Raw genomic sequence first — 18,754 nt, 5'->3', positions numbered from 1 at the left:
TCGATCTACTACAACCGATCTTTCTTTTTGTAGAATAATATGCTAAATAATAGCATGATAATTACTGTAAATATACAACTTAAAACTATACTCAATAAGGTGTATTGGATGTGCTGGAAGGAAAAAGATTCCAAGAGATACAAAAATGTATGATGGATCAATGTTCCGAAAAAGATGTAGGAAAAGAACCAGCGAATATTCATGAAGCCCAACATCGGGGTAAAAAAAGATTCACGTTCTTCAACTTCGAGCGTAATTTTCATGAAGAAAATACGGAAGGCGGCCAATGCAACACAGGCTGCGGTATTGACACCAAGGGTATCATAAAATGAATCTACGGTAAGTCCCGTAAGAAATGCGATCAAATACACCAGGAAATTAGGTGTTCCTGTCGGAAGTAAAAAAATAAATAAGATATAAGGAAATGCAGCGACCAGATTGTAATAACCGATATTTTGAAATAGGAAAACTTGCATGCCTATCAAAACGATAAATCGAATAATATTAAATATTAAAATCCTAGCCATTGTCCTTTGTCGATTCTTCTAGTGTCTTTAATTCTTTATTTAAAAGGTCTTTTACAACGTAGACATGTTGCAAATTGGAGAAATTGGTGCTCAATAATAGTCTAAGATCCAAAAAAGCATCTCCTGAAGAAATACCCGTCTGAATGACCGTTCCAACGAAAATTCCCTTTGGAAAATGTCCTGAATATCCTGAGGTATACACTTTGTCTCCTTTATTGACTTTGATATGGTTTGGAATTTCCTTGACCATTGCCGCGCGGTAATCCATGCTATTGCCCCATACCAACGAGCCGAAGACCTCGGTGTGGCCCAGTGTAACGGATATACGTGTGTCCGGATGCAATAGGGATTGAACGGTAGAGAAGTTAGGGGAAACATTCAATACAATACCAACTACCCCGTTGGGAGCGATAACACCCATACCTCGCTCTATACCGTCTTTACTGCCTTTATCGAGTGTAATCGTATTTGCCTTTTGGTGAATGCTATTGTTGATGACATTCGCAATAATAAATTCGTAACGCCCAAACTCACTGCTATCGATTGCTGGGACAGGACCGATCTTGATGCTGTCAGTTGATCGATAGGCTTGTAAGTCCTTTCTTAATTGTGCATTTTCCTTTGCAAGTGCATCATTGGTCTCCCCGAGGTGCAGATAGCTTTTCCAGGAATTGACCTTTGCATACAGGCCTCCGATGATACTATTTGAAGAATTTAAAACAGAATTACGTTGGAAAGAATTGTTGGTGATCACCAAAAATAACGAGAATCCAAAAAATAGGATAAACCAGAAGAATGCATTGTATCGTCTCAGGAATAACCAAAGGTTTCTCATTTTTTAATGTGGGTATTTAATAAGCAAGCGATATAATAGTTTTGCATATTATATCGCTCTTTAATAAAATATTGTTATTAATTATCGAACGTTATGATTGCATCAAGAATTTAAATCGTCCAATATTTTTAAGTGCAATACCAGTCCCTCTTACGACAGCACGTAACGGATCTTCGGCAATATGTACTGGAAGTTTAGTTTTCGCTTGTATACGACGGTCCAAACCACGCAATAATGCACCACCACCGGTAAGATAGATACCTGTTTGATAAATATCCGCTGATAATTCTGGTGGAGTGATTTCAAGTGCTTTTAAGATCGCCTCTTCAATTTTTGATATGGACTTATCTAGACAATGCGCTATTTCGGTGTAAGAAACAGTAATTTGCTTAGGAACACCTGTCATCAAATCACGGCCTTGAACAGCAAAATCTGCCGGTGGTTCCTGTAACTCAGGAAGAGCCGCGCCGACTTCAATTTTGATTTTTTCAGCCGTACGTTCACCGATCATGATGTTATGTTGTCTTCTGATGTATTGAACGATGTCAGAGTCGAAGTTATCACCAGCAACACGAATGGACTGGTCACATACAATACCCGATAAAGCGATGACAGCAATTTCAGTGGTACCTCCACCGATATCGATAATCATATTACCCATTGGTTCTTCCACATCAATTCCGATTCCGACAGCAGCAGCCATGGGTTCATGAATTAAATAGACTTCTTTGGCACCAGCAATTTCTGCTGAATCGCGCACAGCTCTTTTCTCTACTTCCGTAATACCGGAAGGAATACAAACAACCATACGTAGGGAAGGGAAAAACCAGCTCTTACCATTGTTTACCAATTTTACCATACCTCTGATCAGGTGCTCAGCTGCCGTAAAATCAGCGATTACTCCATCACGTAAAGGACGTACTGTCTTTATATTGTCGTGTGTTTTACCCTCCATTTGCATGGCCTGGCGACCAATGGCGATCACTTTGTTTGTGGTGCGGTCAAATGCAACAATAGAAGGTTCATCCACTACTACTTTGTCATTATGAATTATTAGGGTATTTGCAGTACCCAAGTCAATCGCAACTTCTTGCGTAAACCAATTAAATAAGCCCATCTGCTAATCCTTAAGCTATTTTAAAATAATATGCAAACCTACACAAAAAAAATTAATCTTTTTGAGGTTATACATCAAAAAAAACTACATTCTGAAAGTAAATTCTATCTGGAAAAAACTGTCTTTAAATTTAACGAATATAATCTGTAATTCTTACGTCCCAGGTGAAGTTATTTTTAATTGGATGCGGTGTTAAAAAAGAATTAAGCCGGTGTTTTTGAAATCATTGACCGCGAGAAGAAAGAATCCAATCGGGAAAAGGTGGTTTTGACAACTATCTGGAGAGGGTTGTTGTTTCGAAGGGTTCCTACACGCTGTTATTATATGTTTTTAGCGAGTGGATTAAACAGGTAAAATAGGGGTAAAAAACAGCGCCAGTATCGTTTGGGATAATGGCGCTGTCGGGGTATTGAAATAGTTTATATAGACTCCAATAGAAAACTATTGCGCTGTTTCTGCCTGCTGTTCTTCCGGAGTCGGCTCATCATATTTGTGGAAGATTAAACGTACACCACTGTTTTTGGTGAAAAATTTGACCGACCAGTTGACGAATGTGATCAATTTATTTCTGAATCCATAGATGGACATCAAGTGGACAAACATCCAGGTCATCCAGCCAAAGAATCCATTGAAATGGATTTTTCCCATGTCAACGACAGCTTTATTACGACCTACCGTAGCCATGGATCCTTTGTCAAAATAGTTGAATTTCTCTGTTGGTTGATTGGACATTGTTTGAAGAATATGTTTTGCAACATATGCCCCCTGCTGTTGCGCTACCGGTGCAACACCTGGTAAGCCGCGAGGAAGGTCATCTGTGATAAATGCCGAAACATCACCAATGGCATAAACACCTGGCATATCGATAACACGGCATTGATCGTCTGTCTGTATACGGTTACCACGTTGGATAATCTCCTTTTTGAAACCATTTGGATATTGCCCAGCTACACCTGCTCCCCAGATAACCGTTTTTGTTTCAATGCTTCTGCCATCGGCGAAAGTAATTGAATTGCCATCATATCCTGTTACCTGAACATTCAATAATACTTCTACACCTAAATCTTTGAGGTACTTTTCTGAATCTTTAGAAGATTTTTCAGATAAGTTAGCCAATACTTTTGGAAGTCCTTCAACCAGGTAAACTGACATCTCAGATTTTTTCAATTCTGGATAATCTTTCTCAAGAACATTGTTTTTGATCTCTGCGATTGCCCCCGAAAGTTCTACCCCTGTTGGACCACCCCCAACAATGACAAAATTCAAATTAGCTTTACGATCAGCAGGGTTTTCTATCCGTACCGCTTCTTCAAGGTTCTGTAAAACATAGCTTCGAATATTTAATGCTTCTTGTATGTTTTTCATCGGCAAAGCATATTTTGTGATTTGTTGATTACCGAAGAAGTTCGTCGTAGCACCTGTAGCAACAATTAAATAATCATAGTCAAAATCACCAACATCTGTTCTTACAATCTTAGCTTCGTTGTCTACGCTTTTTACGTCAGCAAGTCTAAAATGAAAGTTGTCTTGGCCTTTGAACATTTTGCGAACAGGGAAGGAGATGGAGTCCGCTGAAAGAGTACCCGTGGCAACTTGGTACATCAATGGTTGAAAAGTATGAAAGTTATTTCTGTCCAGCAACAGAACTTCAACTTCCTTATTTTTAAGCTTTTTAGCAACTTCAATTCCTCCAAATCCAGCACCAATAATGATTACTCTTGGGAATTTTCTATTTGAACTATTGCTTGGCATATTTTTAATAGTTTGTTGTAAAAATTCGGTACAATCGAATTAAGCTGCAAATATCTTAAATTTTGACTCAAAAAGCTAAAAAATATTTATTTATTGTGCTGATCTGTTGTGAATTTTATTGTAAAGAGGCTAATTCTTTCAATAATGTATTTTGTACTTATTTGATTTTTAGTTCTTTATGATGGATATCGCTGTCTTAAAAAAAATTGATTAATAATGTTATCATTGTGTATAAAATACACAATGATAACATTATTGTAGTGCGCCTTTTATCTTGATTTTCATACCGTTGTTGCTGTTCTGCAGATAAAGCTGACAGGCAAGGCGGCTTTGATCATCGGCATCCGGAAGCGTGTCCAGCATGTCGAGCTCCTGATCACTCGCTGAAGGAAGCGTATCCAGGCCTTCGACAACTTCGACATGACAGGTAGCGCACAGCGCCATACCTCCACAAGTGGCCAGAATTTCATATTCGGATGCCTTTAAAATCTCCATGAGTGAAAGATTGATATCGGTAGGAACCTCCAGCGTATTTTCGCTCCCATCACGATCAATAACAGTGACTTGAATTAAATTATCGTCCATGGCTAGAATGTATTTATACCGTTTACAGTGGTGTATTTGAATGTCAATTTTTGATCTGGATAGACAAATTTAAAAGCACTTTGACACATCAGGGCAGCCTCATGGTACCCACAGAGAATGAGTTTCAGTTTGCCCGGATAGCTGTTGATGTCTCCAATAGCATAGATCCGCTCGATATTGGTTGAGTAATCAAACGTATTAACCTCTATGGCATTTTTATCGATATTTAATCCCCAATCTGCGATTGGACCCAGCTTCGGCGTAAGACCATATAAGGGAATGAAATAGTCTGCATCTGTTGCGATAACTTCTTTTTCTTTATTGGTTGTTTCAACATGGGACAAGTAGCCATTGCCATGAATATTGGTCAGATTGTGGGACAATAATAAGTTGATCTTACCCTGTTGGGCCAATTTGAAAACCTTTTCAGCCGAGTCTGGAGCGCCCCTGAAGGAGTCACTCCGGTGGATTAAAGTAACCTGTTGCGCAATATCTGCGAGATGGAAGGTCCAATCGAGCGCGGAATCACCACCACCGGCAATGACAATTTTTTTGTCCCGGTACTTAGCTGGGTCTTTTACCATATAATCTACGCCTTTTCCTTCAAAGAGATGAAGATTTGGAATTTCGGGCTTGCGTGGTTCAAAGCAACCTAAGCCCCCGGCGATAACAATGACCTGTGTATGAACCATCGTATGATCATTGGTTTCTACAATAAAAGAACCATCGTCCTGTTTTCTTATATGTTCCACACGCTCGCCTAAGGTGAATGTGGGATCAAAGGGTTTAATCTGTTCAAGCTGTTTATCGATCAACTCCTGCGCAGTGATACTTGGATAACCAGGAATGTCGTAGATAGGCTTATGGGGGTAGATCTCCGAAAGTTGACCGCCCACTTGGGGTAGTACATCGATCAAATGGCAGCGCATTTTTAAAAGCCCAGCTTCAAAAACTGCGAATAGGCCAACCGGTCCTGCTCCGATGATACAGATATCCGTATTTATCATAGCTATTCTATATTTAAGTTGTTATATATTGTATTCAAAATCCTTGTAAAAGCTTCGAAATCTTCGTCCGCTAGATTTTCCCAGGCCTTCATACGAATCTCCGTAACAATTGGCGTAAGCGATGCTACCTTTAGTTTTCCTTCTTCTGTCAAATGGAGGTAGAGACTCCGACGGTCTGTTTCGTCAGTGATCCGTTCAGCCAGATTTTTTTTAAGAAGGATATCAACGATCCGAGTCAGTGTGGGCTGGTCTTTTCCGCAGCGCTTGGCCAGTTCTTTTTGTGAAAGTTGATCTGTTTCGTACAAAGCCTTTAAAATGGTCCATTGGTCTACAGTAATATCAAATCCTTTCTCGGCAAAAGAAGATTGGGCGAACTGTTTTACTTTCTTGGCTGTTTGGTCCAAGATGAAGGAGTAGCGGTCAAATTTTTCGTTTAGCATACAAATATTTAGTACAACAAATATATTTAAAATATTTAGTGTGACAAGTAATTTGAATGCAATAAAAAAGGGCGTTCATTCGAACGCCCTTTTTTATTTTATCAATATCAGCTATTATGGTCTTACGACTTCAGCTTTTTTAGCAGTATTACCTTCTGCCAAATGTTTTCCTTTACGTAAGTCATATACTGAAGGTGCAGCTAAGATAATAGATGAATATGTACCTACGATAACACCGATTAAGATCGCGAATGAGAATCCACGGATAACTTCACCACCAAAGATAAACAATACAGCAAGAACAAACACGATTGTCAATGATGTGATAATTGTTCTACTTAATGTCGAGTTGATCGCATGGTTTACAACATCACCAAGATCTTCATTATGTGCATTTGGTTTCGATACGAATTCACGTAAACGGTCAAATACAACCACTGTATCATTCACCGAGTAAGCAATTACAGTTAATATCGCTGCCACAAAGTGTTGGTCAATATCAAGTGAGAATGGTACGATACCATCCAAGATAGAGAATAATCCCAATAAAATGATCGCATCGTGAATTGTTGCAATAGCTGCTCCAACTGAATATTCCCATTTATGGAAACGGATCAAGATGTAAGCTGCAACAATAATGATAGAGAAAATTGCTGAGCTGGTTGCTCTAGATTTAATATCGGTAGCGATACTTGGTCCAACTTTTTGAGACGAAAGAATCTCATGTTTATTGGAAGCATCTACTTTCGATAGACCTTGGTTTAATTTGTCCAATACTTCTTTATCAGCAGTGTCCGAAGTTTCTTCAATATGGTAAGTTGTTGTAATACGCAATTGATTGGCTGCACCGAATACTTTTACCTCTGTTGTTTTCTTGAAGATATCATCCAAGTTTGTACGTACAGCTTCTAAGTCCACAGGTTTGTCATAACGAACAGTATAAGTACGTCCACCTTGGAAATCCACACCTAAACTGAATCCTTTTGTGAAAATTGATGCAGCAGAAATTAACACAGCAACGATTGAAATCGCGTAAAAGATTTTACGTTTCTGCACGAATTTGAAGTTTGCGTTATGCAAAGTGTTTGCAGACCAAGGGAAAGAGACTTTGATTTTGAAATCTTTCGCCAACATCCATTCAAAGATAACACGTGTAACTAAGATCGCAGTAAACAATGAAGTAATAATACCCACCATTAACGTTGTTGCGAAGCCTAAGATCGGACCACTACCAAATAAAAATAGGATAATACCAATTAAGAAGGTTGTGATCTGCGAATCCAGGATGGACGGTAACGCATGTTTGTACCCATCGGCAACAGCCTGACGGATCGATTTTCCTAAGCCCAGTTCTTCACGGATACGTTCATAAATCAAAACGTTTGCATCGACAGCAGTACCCATTGTCAATACGATACCGGCAATACCAGGTAGGGTCAGTACAGCATTTAAGGATGCCAATACCCCCATAATGATAAATACGTTTAACAATACCGCGATGTTTGCTACGATACCCGCAGTATTGTAGTAAGCGATCATAAAGATCATGACCACGATAATACCGATAACAGCAGAATTTACACCGGCATCGATGGCAGCCTGACCCAAAGTAGGACCCACAACAGCTTCCTCAACGATTTTAGCAGTTGTAGGAAGACGACCTGCCTTCAATACGTTCGCCAAATCTTTGGTATCTTCTACCGTAAAGGATCCAGAGATTGATGAGCTACCATTTGGAATTTCACCGTTTACAGAAGGAGCCGAATAAACTACATTATCAAGAACGATCGCAATTGCATCTCTGTTTTGAGCTGCTTTTGCTGTAATTTTCTTCCATTGATGAGCACCCTCACTGTTCATTTGCATACCAACCACAGGTTGATTTTTCTCATCAAAGTTTGCTGTTGCGTCAGTGATCACATCACCCGTCAATACAGCACCATTGTCTTGTCCAGACCCTTTAATTGCGTATAATGATAGTTGCTCAGGTGTTTTTTGCTCTGGTTTAACAGACCATAAAAGCTTTAAGTTTCCAGGAAGGATTGATTTCACCTCAGGACGTTGCAAGTAAGCATTTACTTTTGCCGTATCTTTTAATGAAGCAATACCGACCATTGAACCTGGCATAAGTGCCATTTGTTGGTTTTCGCCCATATAAACAGCTGGACGTAAGACTTCAAATAATGGATTTTTCTGACCTAGATTTACAGCAGCACTGTCTTTCTTAGCATCTTTTTTACCACCGGTTAGATTAGACAATAAATCATCTGATTTTTTGCTTGTATCTGCTGTAGCATTTGTCGTAGCAGCTGGAGCAGCTTTTAACGTTGATGCTAAAGTTTTGTCGATATTTTCCAGTATTGGATAAACTTCCTGGTTTGTATATGTTTCGTAGAATTCCAATTTAGCTGAACCTTGTAATAGGTTACGAACACGGCTTTCATCTTTCACACCAGGTAATTCGATCAAAATACGGTTTGTACCTTGTTGAATTTGAATGTTTGGAGATGCAACGCCAAATTTATCGATACGTGTACGAAGTACTTTGTAGGAATTTTGGATGGCATTGTCTGCTTCTTTTTGAAGGAATGATTCAACTTTGGAGTCTGAATCACCAGGTTTAATTAGAGCAGCGTTATCTTTTGTTGAAAAGAATGTCGAAAGCGGAGTTGTCGCACCGATGGATTTGTATTCTTCCATAAATAAAGCAACGACTGTTTTTGCACTCGTTTTGCTTTTTGCTACTGCTTGCTCTAACGCTTTGTTGAATTTCTCATCTTTTGGATTGTTCGCCAAATTGCGGATCAATTCGTCCAATGAGATTTCCATGGTCACGTTCATACCACCTTTCAAATCCAATCCCAAAGCGAGTTCATTTGCTTTGGCTTCCCGATAGGTGTATTTTGCAAAACCTAAATTGTATACTACTTCACCGGCCATTGAGTCGAGGTAGCTTTTCTCTTTCGCCAAGTCTCCTTTGGCAAAATTCTCAGCATCTCGCTCCACATTGCGGGTCACCCAAGTAAATGATAGGGAGTATAGACACGCTAATGACACCACTATCACTAAAAGTTTAATCAGCCCTTTACCTTGCATCGTCTGTTATAATTGTATTAATTTTAATGTTAAATACTGTTTATGTAATTGATAATTAGTTCTCGTTTAATCACATTTTACCAAGAATGGCAAAGGTATAAAATTTTTGTAGAATGAAAAGTTTTATTTACGCCAATCAGGTCAACGGCATAAAAATAGGAGAATTGAAGAAAAAAAGAAATATTAATTGATTTTAATTTATAAAAAAGGCCCTGCTCAAAAAGAGAAGGGCCTTCTATTACTGTTTAGTTGCTTTATTATTTCAATGTGTATTTGATACCAAACGAGAATGTTGAAGCATCAAAATCACTGTTGTGGTTCAATCTCCAGTCGGGTTTCCAATCTGCGTGGAACGCAATCGGAGCAACTGGAATTTTAAATTCCAAACCTAATTGAGGACGCAACGCAGCGTTTGTAATGTTATCACCTACGTCAATAAACGTCAATTGTGCACCAACACCTGCATACCATCCCAAACCATTAACGCCTTGGAAAGGTCTTGCATATTGGTAATCCGCACCAACAGCAACAACATGGTCGTCAAACATCACTTGTGCTTGCCCCATGTTGGCACCACCGAAAGATTGCTTATATTGAACACCCCATAAGTCAGTTGTTGTACCATCGAATACAACACCTATCGCTGATCTAAATGGAGACTGAGCTTTCGCTTCTTGTGCGCCAAATGCTAATGCTGCGACGGCAGCTAATGAGAGTAATGTCTTTTTCATAATTATCTTATCTTTATATTTTCATTAATTAAAATAACTTTTCGTGTTACCAAAAGCAAATAGCCTGCCAAAAAATGATAAAGGCTGGGACGTACCCGAAGGGAATGCTTAATTCATAACGTTTCTAATTTGTCTTCCGATTGTAATTTGTATCTTTTATTTTTTATTATTGCTTATTTTTCTTAAATTTGCCTGGCAAATAGAAAACCCAATACATATTTGCCATGCAATTAGATCCACAAAAATTCGTAGCAGAAGGTCTCACTTACGACGACGTCTTATTAATTCCAGCTTATTCTGAAATTTTACCCCGTGACGTTGATACGAGCACTTCGCTAACAAAAAAAATCAAATTAAATATTCCATTGGTTTCTGCAGCAATGGATACGGTAACCGGTGCTGATTTGGCGATTGCGATTGCTCAAGCTGGCGGTATTGGTATGTTACATAAGAACATGACTATTGCAGAACAAGCTGCTGAGGTACGTAAAGTAAAACGCTCAGAGAGCGGTATGATTCAGGATCCGGTAACGTTATTGGCAACAGCAACCGTGGGTGACGCCTTCAATATTATGAAGGAGCACAAGATCGGTGGAATTCCTGTTGTGAACGAAAAAGGTCAATTGGTTGGTATTGTAACGAATCGTGATCTTCGTTTCCAAAAAGATATGAGCCGTCCAATCAACGAATTGATGACCAAGGAAAATCTTGTTGTTGCTCCCGAAGGAACGGATTTGGTGAAAGCGGAAGAGATTCTTCAGAACGAAAAAATCGAAAAACTTCCTGTAGTCAATGAAGAAGGTATTTTGAAAGGCTTGATTACTTTTAAAGATATCCAAAAATATAAACATTATCCCAATGCTGCCAAAGATAGCCATGGCCGTTTATTGGTCGGTGCAGCAGTAGGCGTTACACCAGATACTCTTGACCGCGTTGAGGCTTTGGTGAAAGCAGGTGTGGATGTGGTCACCATCGATACGGCACACGGGCATTCTAAAGGTGTAATCGATAAGTTGAAATTGGTGAAATCGCAGTTCCCTGAGCTACAGGTAATCGTTGGAAATATTGCGACCGGTGCAGCAGCAACAGCTTTGGCTGAAGCAGGTGCAGATGCCGTAAAAGTAGGTATCGGACCGGGCTCAATTTGTACAACCCGTATTATTGCTGGTGTCGGTGTTCCTCAGCTTTATGCTGTATATGAAGTTGCCAAAGCACTTAAAGGAACGGGCGTGCCATTGATCGCAGATGGTGGTATCAAACAAACAGGTGATATTGCAAAAGCAATTGCAGCCGGAGCAAGCACAATTATGGCTGGCTCTTTATTCGCTGGTGTGGAAGAAGCTCCAGGTGAAACAATTATCTATGAGGGACGTAAGTTTAAATCTTACCGCGGTATGGGCTCAATCGAAGCCATGGAAAAAGGATCTAAAGATCGTTATTTCCAAGACGTAGAAGATGATATCAAAAAATTGGTTCCTGAAGGTATTGTTGGGCGTGTTCCTTACAAAGGTACATTGGCTGAGGTCGTTTATCAATATATTGGCGGATTACGCGCTTCTATGGGATACTGTGGTGCTGCAACAATAGAAAAATTACAGGAAGCACAATTTGTCCGTATTACAGGAGCAGGGTTGAGAGAGTCCCATCCACATAATATTTCCATTACGAAGGAAGCACCAAATTATAATAGCAGAGGCTAGATGCTGCTTGGATCATATAAAAACCGATAATCAAGATTATCGGTTTTTTTGTGTAAAAATATTAGCAAGATAGACCCAGTGATCAATAGGAAATTTGTACTTTTATACCCTATTCTCAGGTTTTAAAATTTAAGGAGTTAATTTGGATTATTTAGCGGGTTTAAACCCTTCACAACGAGGAGCCGTAGAGCAAACAGAAGGTCCTGTGATGATTGTTGCGGGAGCTGGTTCAGGAAAAACACGGGTAATTACCTATCGTGTAGCACACTTGATTCGAAAAGGTGTTGATCCATTCAATATCTTGGTATTAACATTTACCAACAAGGCCGCCAAAGAGATGCGCGCACGTATCGTTTCTGTTGTTGGTAGCGAAGCGAAAAATATTTGGATGGGAACATTCCACTCGGTATTTGCAAAAATACTCCGTGTCGAAGCTGAATTGATCGGTTACCCCAGAAACTTTACCATCTACGATACGGACGATACCAAAAGTTTGTTGCGTGCCATTTTAAAGGAAATGAATCTCGATGATAAGCTGTATAATGTCAATCATGTGTATGGACGTATCTCACAGGCAAAAAACAACTTGATCTCACCGCAGGAATATAATAAGAATGAAGCCATACTGGCCGAAGATATTTCCAATGGTCGTGGTCAATTGGGGCAGATTTATATGACCTATGCACAACGCTGTTATCGTGCTGGAGCAATGGATTTTGATGACCTCTTGTTTAAAACAAATGTCTTGTTAAACAAGCATCCAGAGGTATTGCATAAATATCAGCATCAATTTCGCTATCTGATGGTCGATGAGTACCAGGATACCAACTTCTCTCAATACCTTATTGTCAAACGGCTGGCAGCAGTCAACGAAAATATCTGCGTGGTTGGGGATGATGCACAATCGATCTATGCATTTCGTGGTGCAAATATTCAGAATATCCTGAATTTCCAAAAGGATTATCCAGATGTGAAGATCTTTAAACTGGAGCAGAATTATCGATCGACTAAGATGATCGTGAATGCGGCCAATTCGGTGATAGCCAATAATCAGAATCAATTGGAGAAAAATGTTTTCTCGGATAATGAAGAGGGCGAAAAGATCAAGGTTTCACGTGCTTTCTCTGACAATGAGGAAGGTAAGATCGTTGCTGACCAGATCATCGAAGAGAAATCGTTAAAAGGACTTAATTATAAAGATTTTGCTATTCTGTATCGTACCAACGCCCAATCCAGGGCAATGGAGGAGGCCTTACGCAAAATTAATATCCCCTATAAAATATACGGTGGTACTTCTTTCTATCAACGGAAAGAAATTAAAGATCTGATCGCGTATTTCAGACTCACCTTCAATCCAAATGATGAGGAAGCACTAAAGCGTGTTATCAATTATCCACGTAGAGGGATCGGGGATACGACGATAGAGAAGATCATGATCGCTGCAGATCAGAATCAATACCGTATATGGGATGTTGTTGCAAATGCAGCCCAGTTTCTAGACGGACGTAGTGCAACTTCTGTCGGTGGTTTTGCACAGATGATACAGAGTTTTCAGGCTCTTGCCAAAAACAATAACGCATTTGATACGGCAATGCATATTGCGCAGCACTGTGGTATTCTGAAAGAATTGTATGAAGACAAATCGGTAGAGGGGTTGGCGCGTTACGAAAATATCCAGGAACTCCTCAATGGTATCAAGGAATTTTCGGAACGGGAAGATATCGAAGAGCGCGGACTTGACGTTTATATGCAGGATATCGCCCTGTTGACAAACGACGATAATGATAAAGATCCAAATGCTGATACCGTATCATTGATGACCATCCACTCTTCCAAAGGATTGGAATTTCCGATTGTTTTCATTGTAGGCTTGGAAGAAAACCTATTTCCTTCCCAGTTGTCGTTGAATTCCAGGTCGGAATTAGAAGAGGAACGAAGACTTTTTTATGTCGCTGTTACGAGAGCTGAAAAAAAATTACTACTTTCGTATGCTACTTCGCGATATCGTTGGGGAACGCTGAATAACTGCGAACCCAGTCGCTTCTTGGATGAATTGAATCCGGCATGTCTTGCATTGGATTTTAAACCACGACAAACTTCTGCCTCAGCCGGAAGTTTTCAAGGCGAACGAATTGCATGGCAACAAAAGGATAGTGATGATACGTTTTCTAAACCTAAGCCTAAGCCCATGGTTAAAACGACATCAATACTGCCGAAAGCCCACAAACCTACTGCGGGTTTTGCTCCTTCAGATACATCAAATCTTCAAGTCGGCATGGAAGTTGAGCATGAACGCTTTGGATTTGGCAAAGTTGTTAATCTCGAAGGAAACAAAGGAGATATAAAAGCAACTATTTTCTTTAAAGAGTTGGGACAGAAACAATTGTTGCTTAAATTTGCAAAACTTAGAATAATTCAATAATAAAATACCAAAACGGCATCTTGATCGTTTTATTAGGTACTTATATTAGCTATATGAACTTTGACTACAACAGCACTAGACCAAAATTGATCCTTGCAGAATATGGTCGCAATGTGCAAAATATGGTAGACTACATCTGTACTTTACCCACAAAGGAAGAAAGAAATAAACATGCGCAGATTGTAATCGACATGATGGGGGTATTGAACCCGCATTTGAGAGACGTGTCTGATTTTAAACATAAACTGTGGGACCACCTACAGATTATCTCAGATTTTAAATTGGATATCGACTCGCCTTATCCAATTGCTACAGCGAAAAGTGTGAAACACGAAGTTGAGCATTTAGGCTATCCGCAGCATTCCATTAGATTCAAGCACTATGGTTTTACCGTAGAGAAAATGATTGAAAAGGCTTTATTGGCTAATGACGAAGCCAAAAGAGAGCAGATGGTGATCGGTATCGCCAATTTTATGAAAATGGCTTACCTGACCTGGAATAAGGATTCTGTTTCGGACGAGTTGATCATCCAGGATCTAAAAGAGTTATCAGGTTACCAATTGACCTTACCAGAAGGTACCGTATTGACTAAACTTGACTTTAAAACACCGCCTCCTGGAAATCGTGTTAAAGGTCCGGCTAATAGTAATTCAGGCGGAAATAATAACAATAGCAATAATAATAACTCCGGTCACCAGTCGAAAGGCGGTGGCAAGCCTCGTATGACAAGTAACAACAACAATACGAAGCGCAATAACTACGGAAGCAATAACAACAGCTACGGAAGGGACAACAATAACAATAGCTACGGAAGGGACAACAATAACAACAATAACAGAAACAGAAAGCCGCAGGGTAATTATAATAACAAACGGGGCTAGTTCTTAAAGATTTTGTTTAAAGAAGCAGGCAATTGCGAAGTGATTAACAGATTTCTTTACAATTGCCTTCTTTTTTTTAAGAGTCGCGCTGTTTTAATAAAAAACAAGGTTCTTTGGACTCCGATCCCTGTATGTTAGACGGAAGGCTAAATATCCCAAGGCTAATACAAGAACCGGGATGGGATACTAAGAAGATATCACTTATATATAAATGAACGCATTTGAAATAATCGGTGGAAAACCGTTAAAGGGAGAGATTATTCCTCAAGGAGCAAAAAATGAGGCCTTACAGATCCTTTCTGCAGTTTTACTGACAGAAGAACCTATGACCATCAGTAATATCCCAGATATTAAGGATGTCAATAAGTTGATCGATCTATTGGCTGCTTTAGGTGTTAAAATTAATCGTATAGATAAGGACACATACGTTTTTGAAGCTAAAGATATAAATATAGACTATTTCCAGTCACCCGAATTTAAAGAAAAAGGCGGTGGATTGCGTGGTTCTATCATGATCGTCGGCCCTTTGTTGGCTCGATTCGGAAAGGCTGCTATTCCGAAACCGGGGGGTGATAAAATCGGACGTAGACGATTGGATACCCACTTTTTGGGCTTTGAAAAATTGGGGGCTAAGTTTGTGTACGACGCAACTACCCATTTTTTTAACGTTGATGCAACGGAGCTAAAAGGAAGTTATATCCTTTTGGACGAAGCTTCTGTAACGGGTACGGCGAATATCGTGATGGCTGCTGTATTGGCAAAAGGGACAACGACAATATACAATGCTGCTTGTGAACCTTATTTACAGCAACTCTGTAAGATGTTGAATCGCATGGGTGCTAAAATATCCGGTATTGGATCTAATTTGTTGACCATTGAAGGCGTAGAGCGTCTGGGGGGAACTTCACACCGCATGTTACCTGATATGATTGAAATAGGCTCTTTCATTGGACTTGCAGCAATGACAGGTTCAGAAATCACCATCAAAGACGTCTGTTTCGAAGAACTTGGCGTTATTCCATCTGTATTTTCTCGCTTAGGTATCAAGTTTGAATTACGAGGTGACGATATTTTTATTCCAGCACAGGAATCTTATGAAATCGATACATTTATCGATGGATCTATCCTGACGATTTCGGATGCACCTTGGCCAGGTTTTACACCCGATTTATTAAGTATAGTACTTGTTGTGGCGACTCAGGCAAAAGGAAACGTATTGATCCACCAAAAAATGTTCGAGAGCCGTTTGTTCTTCGTGGACAAATTGATTGATATGGGGGCTCAGATTATCTTGTGCGACCCACACCGTGCAACCGTTATTGGACTGAATAAATCACACCACCTGAGAGGTATTGAGATGACTTCACCCGATATTCGTGCCGGGGTTTCTTTATTGATTGCAGCGCTATCTGCCAAAGGAAAATCTGTGATCCATAATATCGAACAAATTGAACGTGGCTATCAAGATATCGAAGAACGCTTGCGTAAATTAGGAGCAGATATTAAACGTATCGATGCCGAACCAAAAGGTCATTAATTAAAGCGAATAGCCTATGTGCTAGTGTAAGATAAAAAAGCTCCGGATATAAATTCTGGGGCTTTTTTTGTGATATCTGCGTCAAATAAGGTAAATTTGTCTATACTACATTTAAACAGCTATAGATATGAAAAAATATCTAAAAAAGTACGCCTTAGTTTTCCCATTATTAGGCATAGTACTTCTTTTTCACAATTGTCAATCCTCTAAACCTAAAGAGGTTAAGCTACATGAAGAATCAAATACAACAACGGATATCCGCTCTTCTAAACGGATCAATGCCGCGATAATCGTACAAAAAGTTACTTTTCCCAATATGCCTTTTGCTGAACTAATCAGGTTGATGAATCTGACCAAAGATAGTTCACCTGCTGCATTGTGGAAGGCAATATCCACGCTACCCCAGGCGGAACAAATGAAGAAAGATAGCTTTGATATTGAAAATCCCTTGCAGCGTATGGAGCTGATGCTTGCCCCTTTACGTAAGATGGAAATTAAATTTGATCAACAACAAGCGAAATCTGATGCTGCGGGCCTGACGTACCGCTTAGAAAATTATGTGAATTATAACAAAGGTTCAGGCGAGGTTTTTCTAGCAAATAGAGAAGATGAGGCTATCCATGTAGGACTGAACTATCCGGAAGGGAAACTTAATGGATTGGCGAAAGTGCAGATACGAATAAATCCCAAAGAGTATATGATAGATAAGACGGGAAAAACAAAAGTAATTGCCGGAATTACCTGTCAGCAGGCTATTTACAATAAAATCGATGCAATGGATAAGACGCTCCCTAAATTTGTCGTTTGGAAGAGTCCACGGATTCCGAAAGGAATCAATTTGCTGCATCCTTATGTGTTTGATGAAAACGAGGGAATTCTTGAAATTGATGCCTATCTCAATGAGGACGAAAATTCCCTATTGCGCTTTACGACCACTGCTGTTGTCGAAAAGCAATTTGAACCCAAAGAATTTGAGGTAACAAAAGCGCAGACTAAGCTTGATGGGGCCAAGGATCAAAACAATATTGAAAAAAATGTACTTGATGTAGTGTTTCATTAGAAAACAACACATCAAGGAAACATCATAAAAAAGGAGTTGATCACCTGATCAACTCCTTTTTTATTTGGTCAATATGTAAAAGTTTACATTAAAGGAGCTGGTGCTTCTTCTTCAAATAAAGGAAATTCCTTGATAATGTTGTACCATGTGATAACCTTTTTAATATCCGAAGAATAAACACGTGATTCATCATGGCCAGGAGCTACTTCACGGAAGAAATCTCTTAATGTAGCGCCATCAGATTTTGTATCTGGCAGAGCGATGCCTTTCTCTTTGATTGTTTCAAAAATATTCAATAGACGAATTTCTTCTTCTTCACCATAGATTGTAATATCTTCCAAAGTCGCCATTTTTGTAGAAGATAAACTTACTACAGTTTTAATTTTTGCTTGATCAAGGGTTTCTAAAATAAAACCACCTTTATTTTGTCCAACCAATTTGAACAATCCTGGTTTACCAGTTACGGATACTAATGCTCTTAAATTCATTTTAATACTATTTAAAACTCCAAGAATTAATCTTCGATAACTTCAATTGATAAAATACGGTCACCTTGTCTGATATCGTCGACGATGTCTACATTTTCGATTACTTTTCCAAAACAAGTATGGTTACGATCTAAGTGAGCAGTGTTGTTACGGCTATGACAGATGAAAAATTGAGAACCACCTGTATTACGTCCTGCATGAGCCATAGACAATACACCTCTATCGTGGTATTGGTTTTCGCCAGTTAGTTCACAGTCAATTTTATAACCTGGGCCACCTGTTCCAGGGATTCCTGCAGCACCTTCACGTGAATTTGGACATCCACCTTGGATAACGAAATCAGGGATCACACGGTGAAATGCTAATCCATCATAATATCCTGATTTAGCAAGTTTGATAAAATTGGCTACTGTATTTGGAGCATCAGCTGTGTAGAACTCCACAGTCATGTCGCCTTTTTCTGTTTTAATAATCGCTTTACTCATATTCAAAAATTTTTATGAAATACAAAGATAACGTTTCAGAGTGAAATGTGAAGTAAATCCCGATTGCCAATTTTTTTTAATTGATAGATTG

Annotated in this window: 16 protein-coding genes; 5 read left to right on the top strand and 11 right to left on the bottom strand. The window is 39.3% G+C overall.

From position 1 onward, the window contains the following. Positions 1-8: 8 nt before the first annotated feature. From AB1Z56_RS15640 to AB1Z56_RS15600, 9 genes are all read right to left on the bottom strand, one after another. On the bottom strand, positions 9-527 hold the full coding sequence (locus AB1Z56_RS15640) for a hypothetical protein (RefSeq protein ID WP_046671817.1): 519 nt from the start codon (positions 525-527) through the stop codon (positions 9-11). After that, entirely contained in the window at positions 520-1,362 is an 843-nt protein-coding gene (mreC, locus tag AB1Z56_RS15635) for a rod shape-determining protein MreC (protein WP_075993981.1), read from the bottom strand. Before mreC ends, AB1Z56_RS15640 begins: the two co-directional genes overlap by 8 nt. A gap of 91 nt (positions 1,363-1,453) precedes the next feature. Further along, positions 1,454-2,479, bottom strand: a complete 1,026-nt coding sequence (locus AB1Z56_RS15630; RefSeq protein ID WP_046671815.1) for a rod shape-determining protein — start codon at positions 2,477-2,479, stop codon at positions 1,454-1,456. Positions 2,480-2,920: 441 nt separating this feature from the next. Beyond that, positions 2,921-4,231 carry an NAD(P)/FAD-dependent oxidoreductase gene (locus tag AB1Z56_RS15625; protein WP_088162765.1) on the bottom strand — a complete coding sequence of 437 codons (1,311 nt, stop codon included), beginning with the start codon at positions 4,229-4,231 and terminating at the stop codon, positions 2,921-2,923. 252 nt (positions 4,232-4,483) lie between these two features. Next, positions 4,484-4,816: a 2Fe-2S iron-sulfur cluster-binding protein gene (locus tag AB1Z56_RS15620; protein WP_426789605.1), complete on the bottom strand. Its 333-nt coding sequence runs from the start codon at positions 4,814-4,816 to the stop codon at positions 4,484-4,486. A gap of 2 nt (positions 4,817-4,818) precedes the next feature. Next, positions 4,819-5,823: an NAD(P)/FAD-dependent oxidoreductase gene (locus AB1Z56_RS15615; RefSeq protein WP_426789604.1), complete on the bottom strand. Its 1,005-nt coding sequence runs from the start codon at positions 5,821-5,823 to the stop codon at positions 4,819-4,821. A gap of 2 nt (positions 5,824-5,825) precedes the next feature. Continuing rightward, positions 5,826-6,263, bottom strand: coding sequence for a MarR family winged helix-turn-helix transcriptional regulator (locus AB1Z56_RS15610; protein WP_070565996.1), 438 nt, complete (start codon positions 6,261-6,263; stop codon positions 5,826-5,828). A gap of 114 nt (positions 6,264-6,377) precedes the next feature. Then, a complete protein-coding gene (gene secDF, locus AB1Z56_RS15605) occupies positions 6,378-9,359 on the bottom strand; it encodes a protein translocase subunit SecDF (RefSeq protein WP_313268791.1) in 2,982 nt (993 codons plus the stop codon). A 257-nt stretch (positions 9,360-9,616) separates the two neighbouring features. Further along, positions 9,617-10,090, bottom strand: a complete 474-nt coding sequence (locus AB1Z56_RS15600) for a hypothetical protein (protein ID WP_426789603.1) — start codon at positions 10,088-10,090, stop codon at positions 9,617-9,619. 224 nt (positions 10,091-10,314) lie between these two features. Between AB1Z56_RS15600 and guaB the strand changes: the two genes are divergently transcribed. The 5 genes from guaB to AB1Z56_RS15575 all read left to right on the top strand — a co-directional run bounded on the left by guaB (position 10,315) and on the right by AB1Z56_RS15575 (position 17,690). Further along, the gene (gene guaB / locus AB1Z56_RS15595) at positions 10,315-11,790 is read left to right on the top strand and encodes an IMP dehydrogenase (protein ID WP_075993975.1); all 1,476 of its coding nucleotides are present in this window, start codon (positions 10,315-10,317) and stop codon (positions 11,788-11,790) included. 142 nt (positions 11,791-11,932) lie between these two features. Next, on the top strand, positions 11,933-14,212 hold the full coding sequence (locus AB1Z56_RS15590; protein ID WP_070565989.1) for an ATP-dependent helicase: 2,280 nt from the start codon (positions 11,933-11,935) through the stop codon (positions 14,210-14,212). Positions 14,213-14,265: 53 nt separating this feature from the next. After that, on the top strand, positions 14,266-15,093 hold the full coding sequence (locus AB1Z56_RS15585) for a DUF4290 domain-containing protein (RefSeq protein WP_309364106.1): 828 nt from the start codon (positions 14,266-14,268) through the stop codon (positions 15,091-15,093). A 211-nt stretch (positions 15,094-15,304) separates the two neighbouring features. Beyond that, positions 15,305-16,630 carry a UDP-N-acetylglucosamine 1-carboxyvinyltransferase gene (gene murA, locus AB1Z56_RS15580; RefSeq protein WP_046671805.1) on the top strand — a complete coding sequence of 442 codons (1,326 nt, stop codon included), beginning with the start codon at positions 15,305-15,307 and terminating at the stop codon, positions 16,628-16,630. A 127-nt stretch (positions 16,631-16,757) separates the two neighbouring features. Then, on the top strand, positions 16,758-17,690 hold the full coding sequence (locus AB1Z56_RS15575) for a hypothetical protein (RefSeq protein WP_426789602.1): 933 nt from the start codon (positions 16,758-16,760) through the stop codon (positions 17,688-17,690). Positions 17,691-17,773: 83 nt separating this feature from the next. Here AB1Z56_RS15575 and AB1Z56_RS15570 read toward each other — a convergent pair whose 3' ends face one another. Next, positions 17,774-18,178: a DUF5606 domain-containing protein gene (locus AB1Z56_RS15570; RefSeq protein WP_075993972.1), complete on the bottom strand. Its 405-nt coding sequence runs from the start codon at positions 18,176-18,178 to the stop codon at positions 17,774-17,776. Positions 18,179-18,204: 26 nt separating this feature from the next. Further along, complete coding sequence (locus AB1Z56_RS15565) at positions 18,205-18,663, bottom strand: peptidylprolyl isomerase (RefSeq protein ID WP_046671802.1); 459 nt, start codon at positions 18,661-18,663, stop codon at positions 18,205-18,207. Between the last annotated feature and the right edge of the window lie 91 nt (positions 18,664-18,754).

It is taken from the genome of Sphingobacterium sp. WOUb80 (assembly GCF_050058145.1).
Lineage (GTDB): Bacteria > Bacteroidota > Bacteroidia > Sphingobacteriales > Sphingobacteriaceae > Sphingobacterium.
The sequence above is the reverse complement of the archived record's forward strand: the minus strand, read 5'-3'. Positions and strand labels throughout refer to the sequence as shown.

Bases quoted from the DNA above. Each gene is read 5' to 3' on its own strand.
- AB1Z56_RS15600 (WP_426789603.1), bottom strand. From the start codon at position 10,090: ATGAAAAAGACATTACTCTCATTAGCTGCCGTCGCAGCATTAGCATTT.
- AB1Z56_RS15570 (WP_075993972.1), bottom strand. From the start codon at position 18,178: ATGAATTTAAGAGCATTAGTATCCGTAACTGGTAAACCAGGATTGTTC.
- guaB (WP_075993975.1), top strand. From the start codon at position 10,315: ATGCAATTAGATCCACAAAAATTCGTAGCAGAAGGTCTCACTTACGAC.
- AB1Z56_RS15575 (WP_426789602.1), top strand. From the start codon at position 16,758: ATGAAAAAATATCTAAAAAAGTACGCCTTAGTTTTCCCATTATTAGGC.
- murA (WP_046671805.1), top strand. From the start codon at position 15,305: ATGAACGCATTTGAAATAATCGGTGGAAAACCGTTAAAGGGAGAGATT.
- AB1Z56_RS15640 (WP_046671817.1), bottom strand. From the start codon at position 527: ATGGCTAGGATTTTAATATTTAATATTATTCGATTTATCGTTTTGATA.
- AB1Z56_RS15610 (WP_070565996.1), bottom strand. From the start codon at position 6,263: ATGCTAAACGAAAAATTTGACCGCTACTCCTTCATCTTGGACCAAACA.
- mreC (WP_075993981.1), bottom strand. From the start codon at position 1,362: ATGAGAAACCTTTGGTTATTCCTGAGACGATACAATGCATTCTTCTGG.
- AB1Z56_RS15630 (WP_046671815.1), bottom strand. From the start codon at position 2,479: ATGGGCTTATTTAATTGGTTTACGCAAGAAGTTGCGATTGACTTGGGT.
- AB1Z56_RS15625 (WP_088162765.1), bottom strand. From the start codon at position 4,231: ATGCCAAGCAATAGTTCAAATAGAAAATTCCCAAGAGTAATCATTATT.
- AB1Z56_RS15565 (WP_046671802.1), bottom strand. From the start codon at position 18,663: ATGAGTAAAGCGATTATTAAAACAGAAAAAGGCGACATGACTGTGGAG.
- AB1Z56_RS15585 (WP_309364106.1), top strand. From the start codon at position 14,266: ATGAACTTTGACTACAACAGCACTAGACCAAAATTGATCCTTGCAGAA.
- AB1Z56_RS15620 (WP_426789605.1), bottom strand. From the start codon at position 4,816: ATGGACGATAATTTAATTCAAGTCACTGTTATTGATCGTGATGGGAGC.
- AB1Z56_RS15615 (WP_426789604.1), bottom strand. From the start codon at position 5,823: ATGATAAATACGGATATCTGTATCATCGGAGCAGGACCGGTTGGCCTA.
- secDF (WP_313268791.1), bottom strand. From the start codon at position 9,359: ATGCAAGGTAAAGGGCTGATTAAACTTTTAGTGATAGTGGTGTCATTA.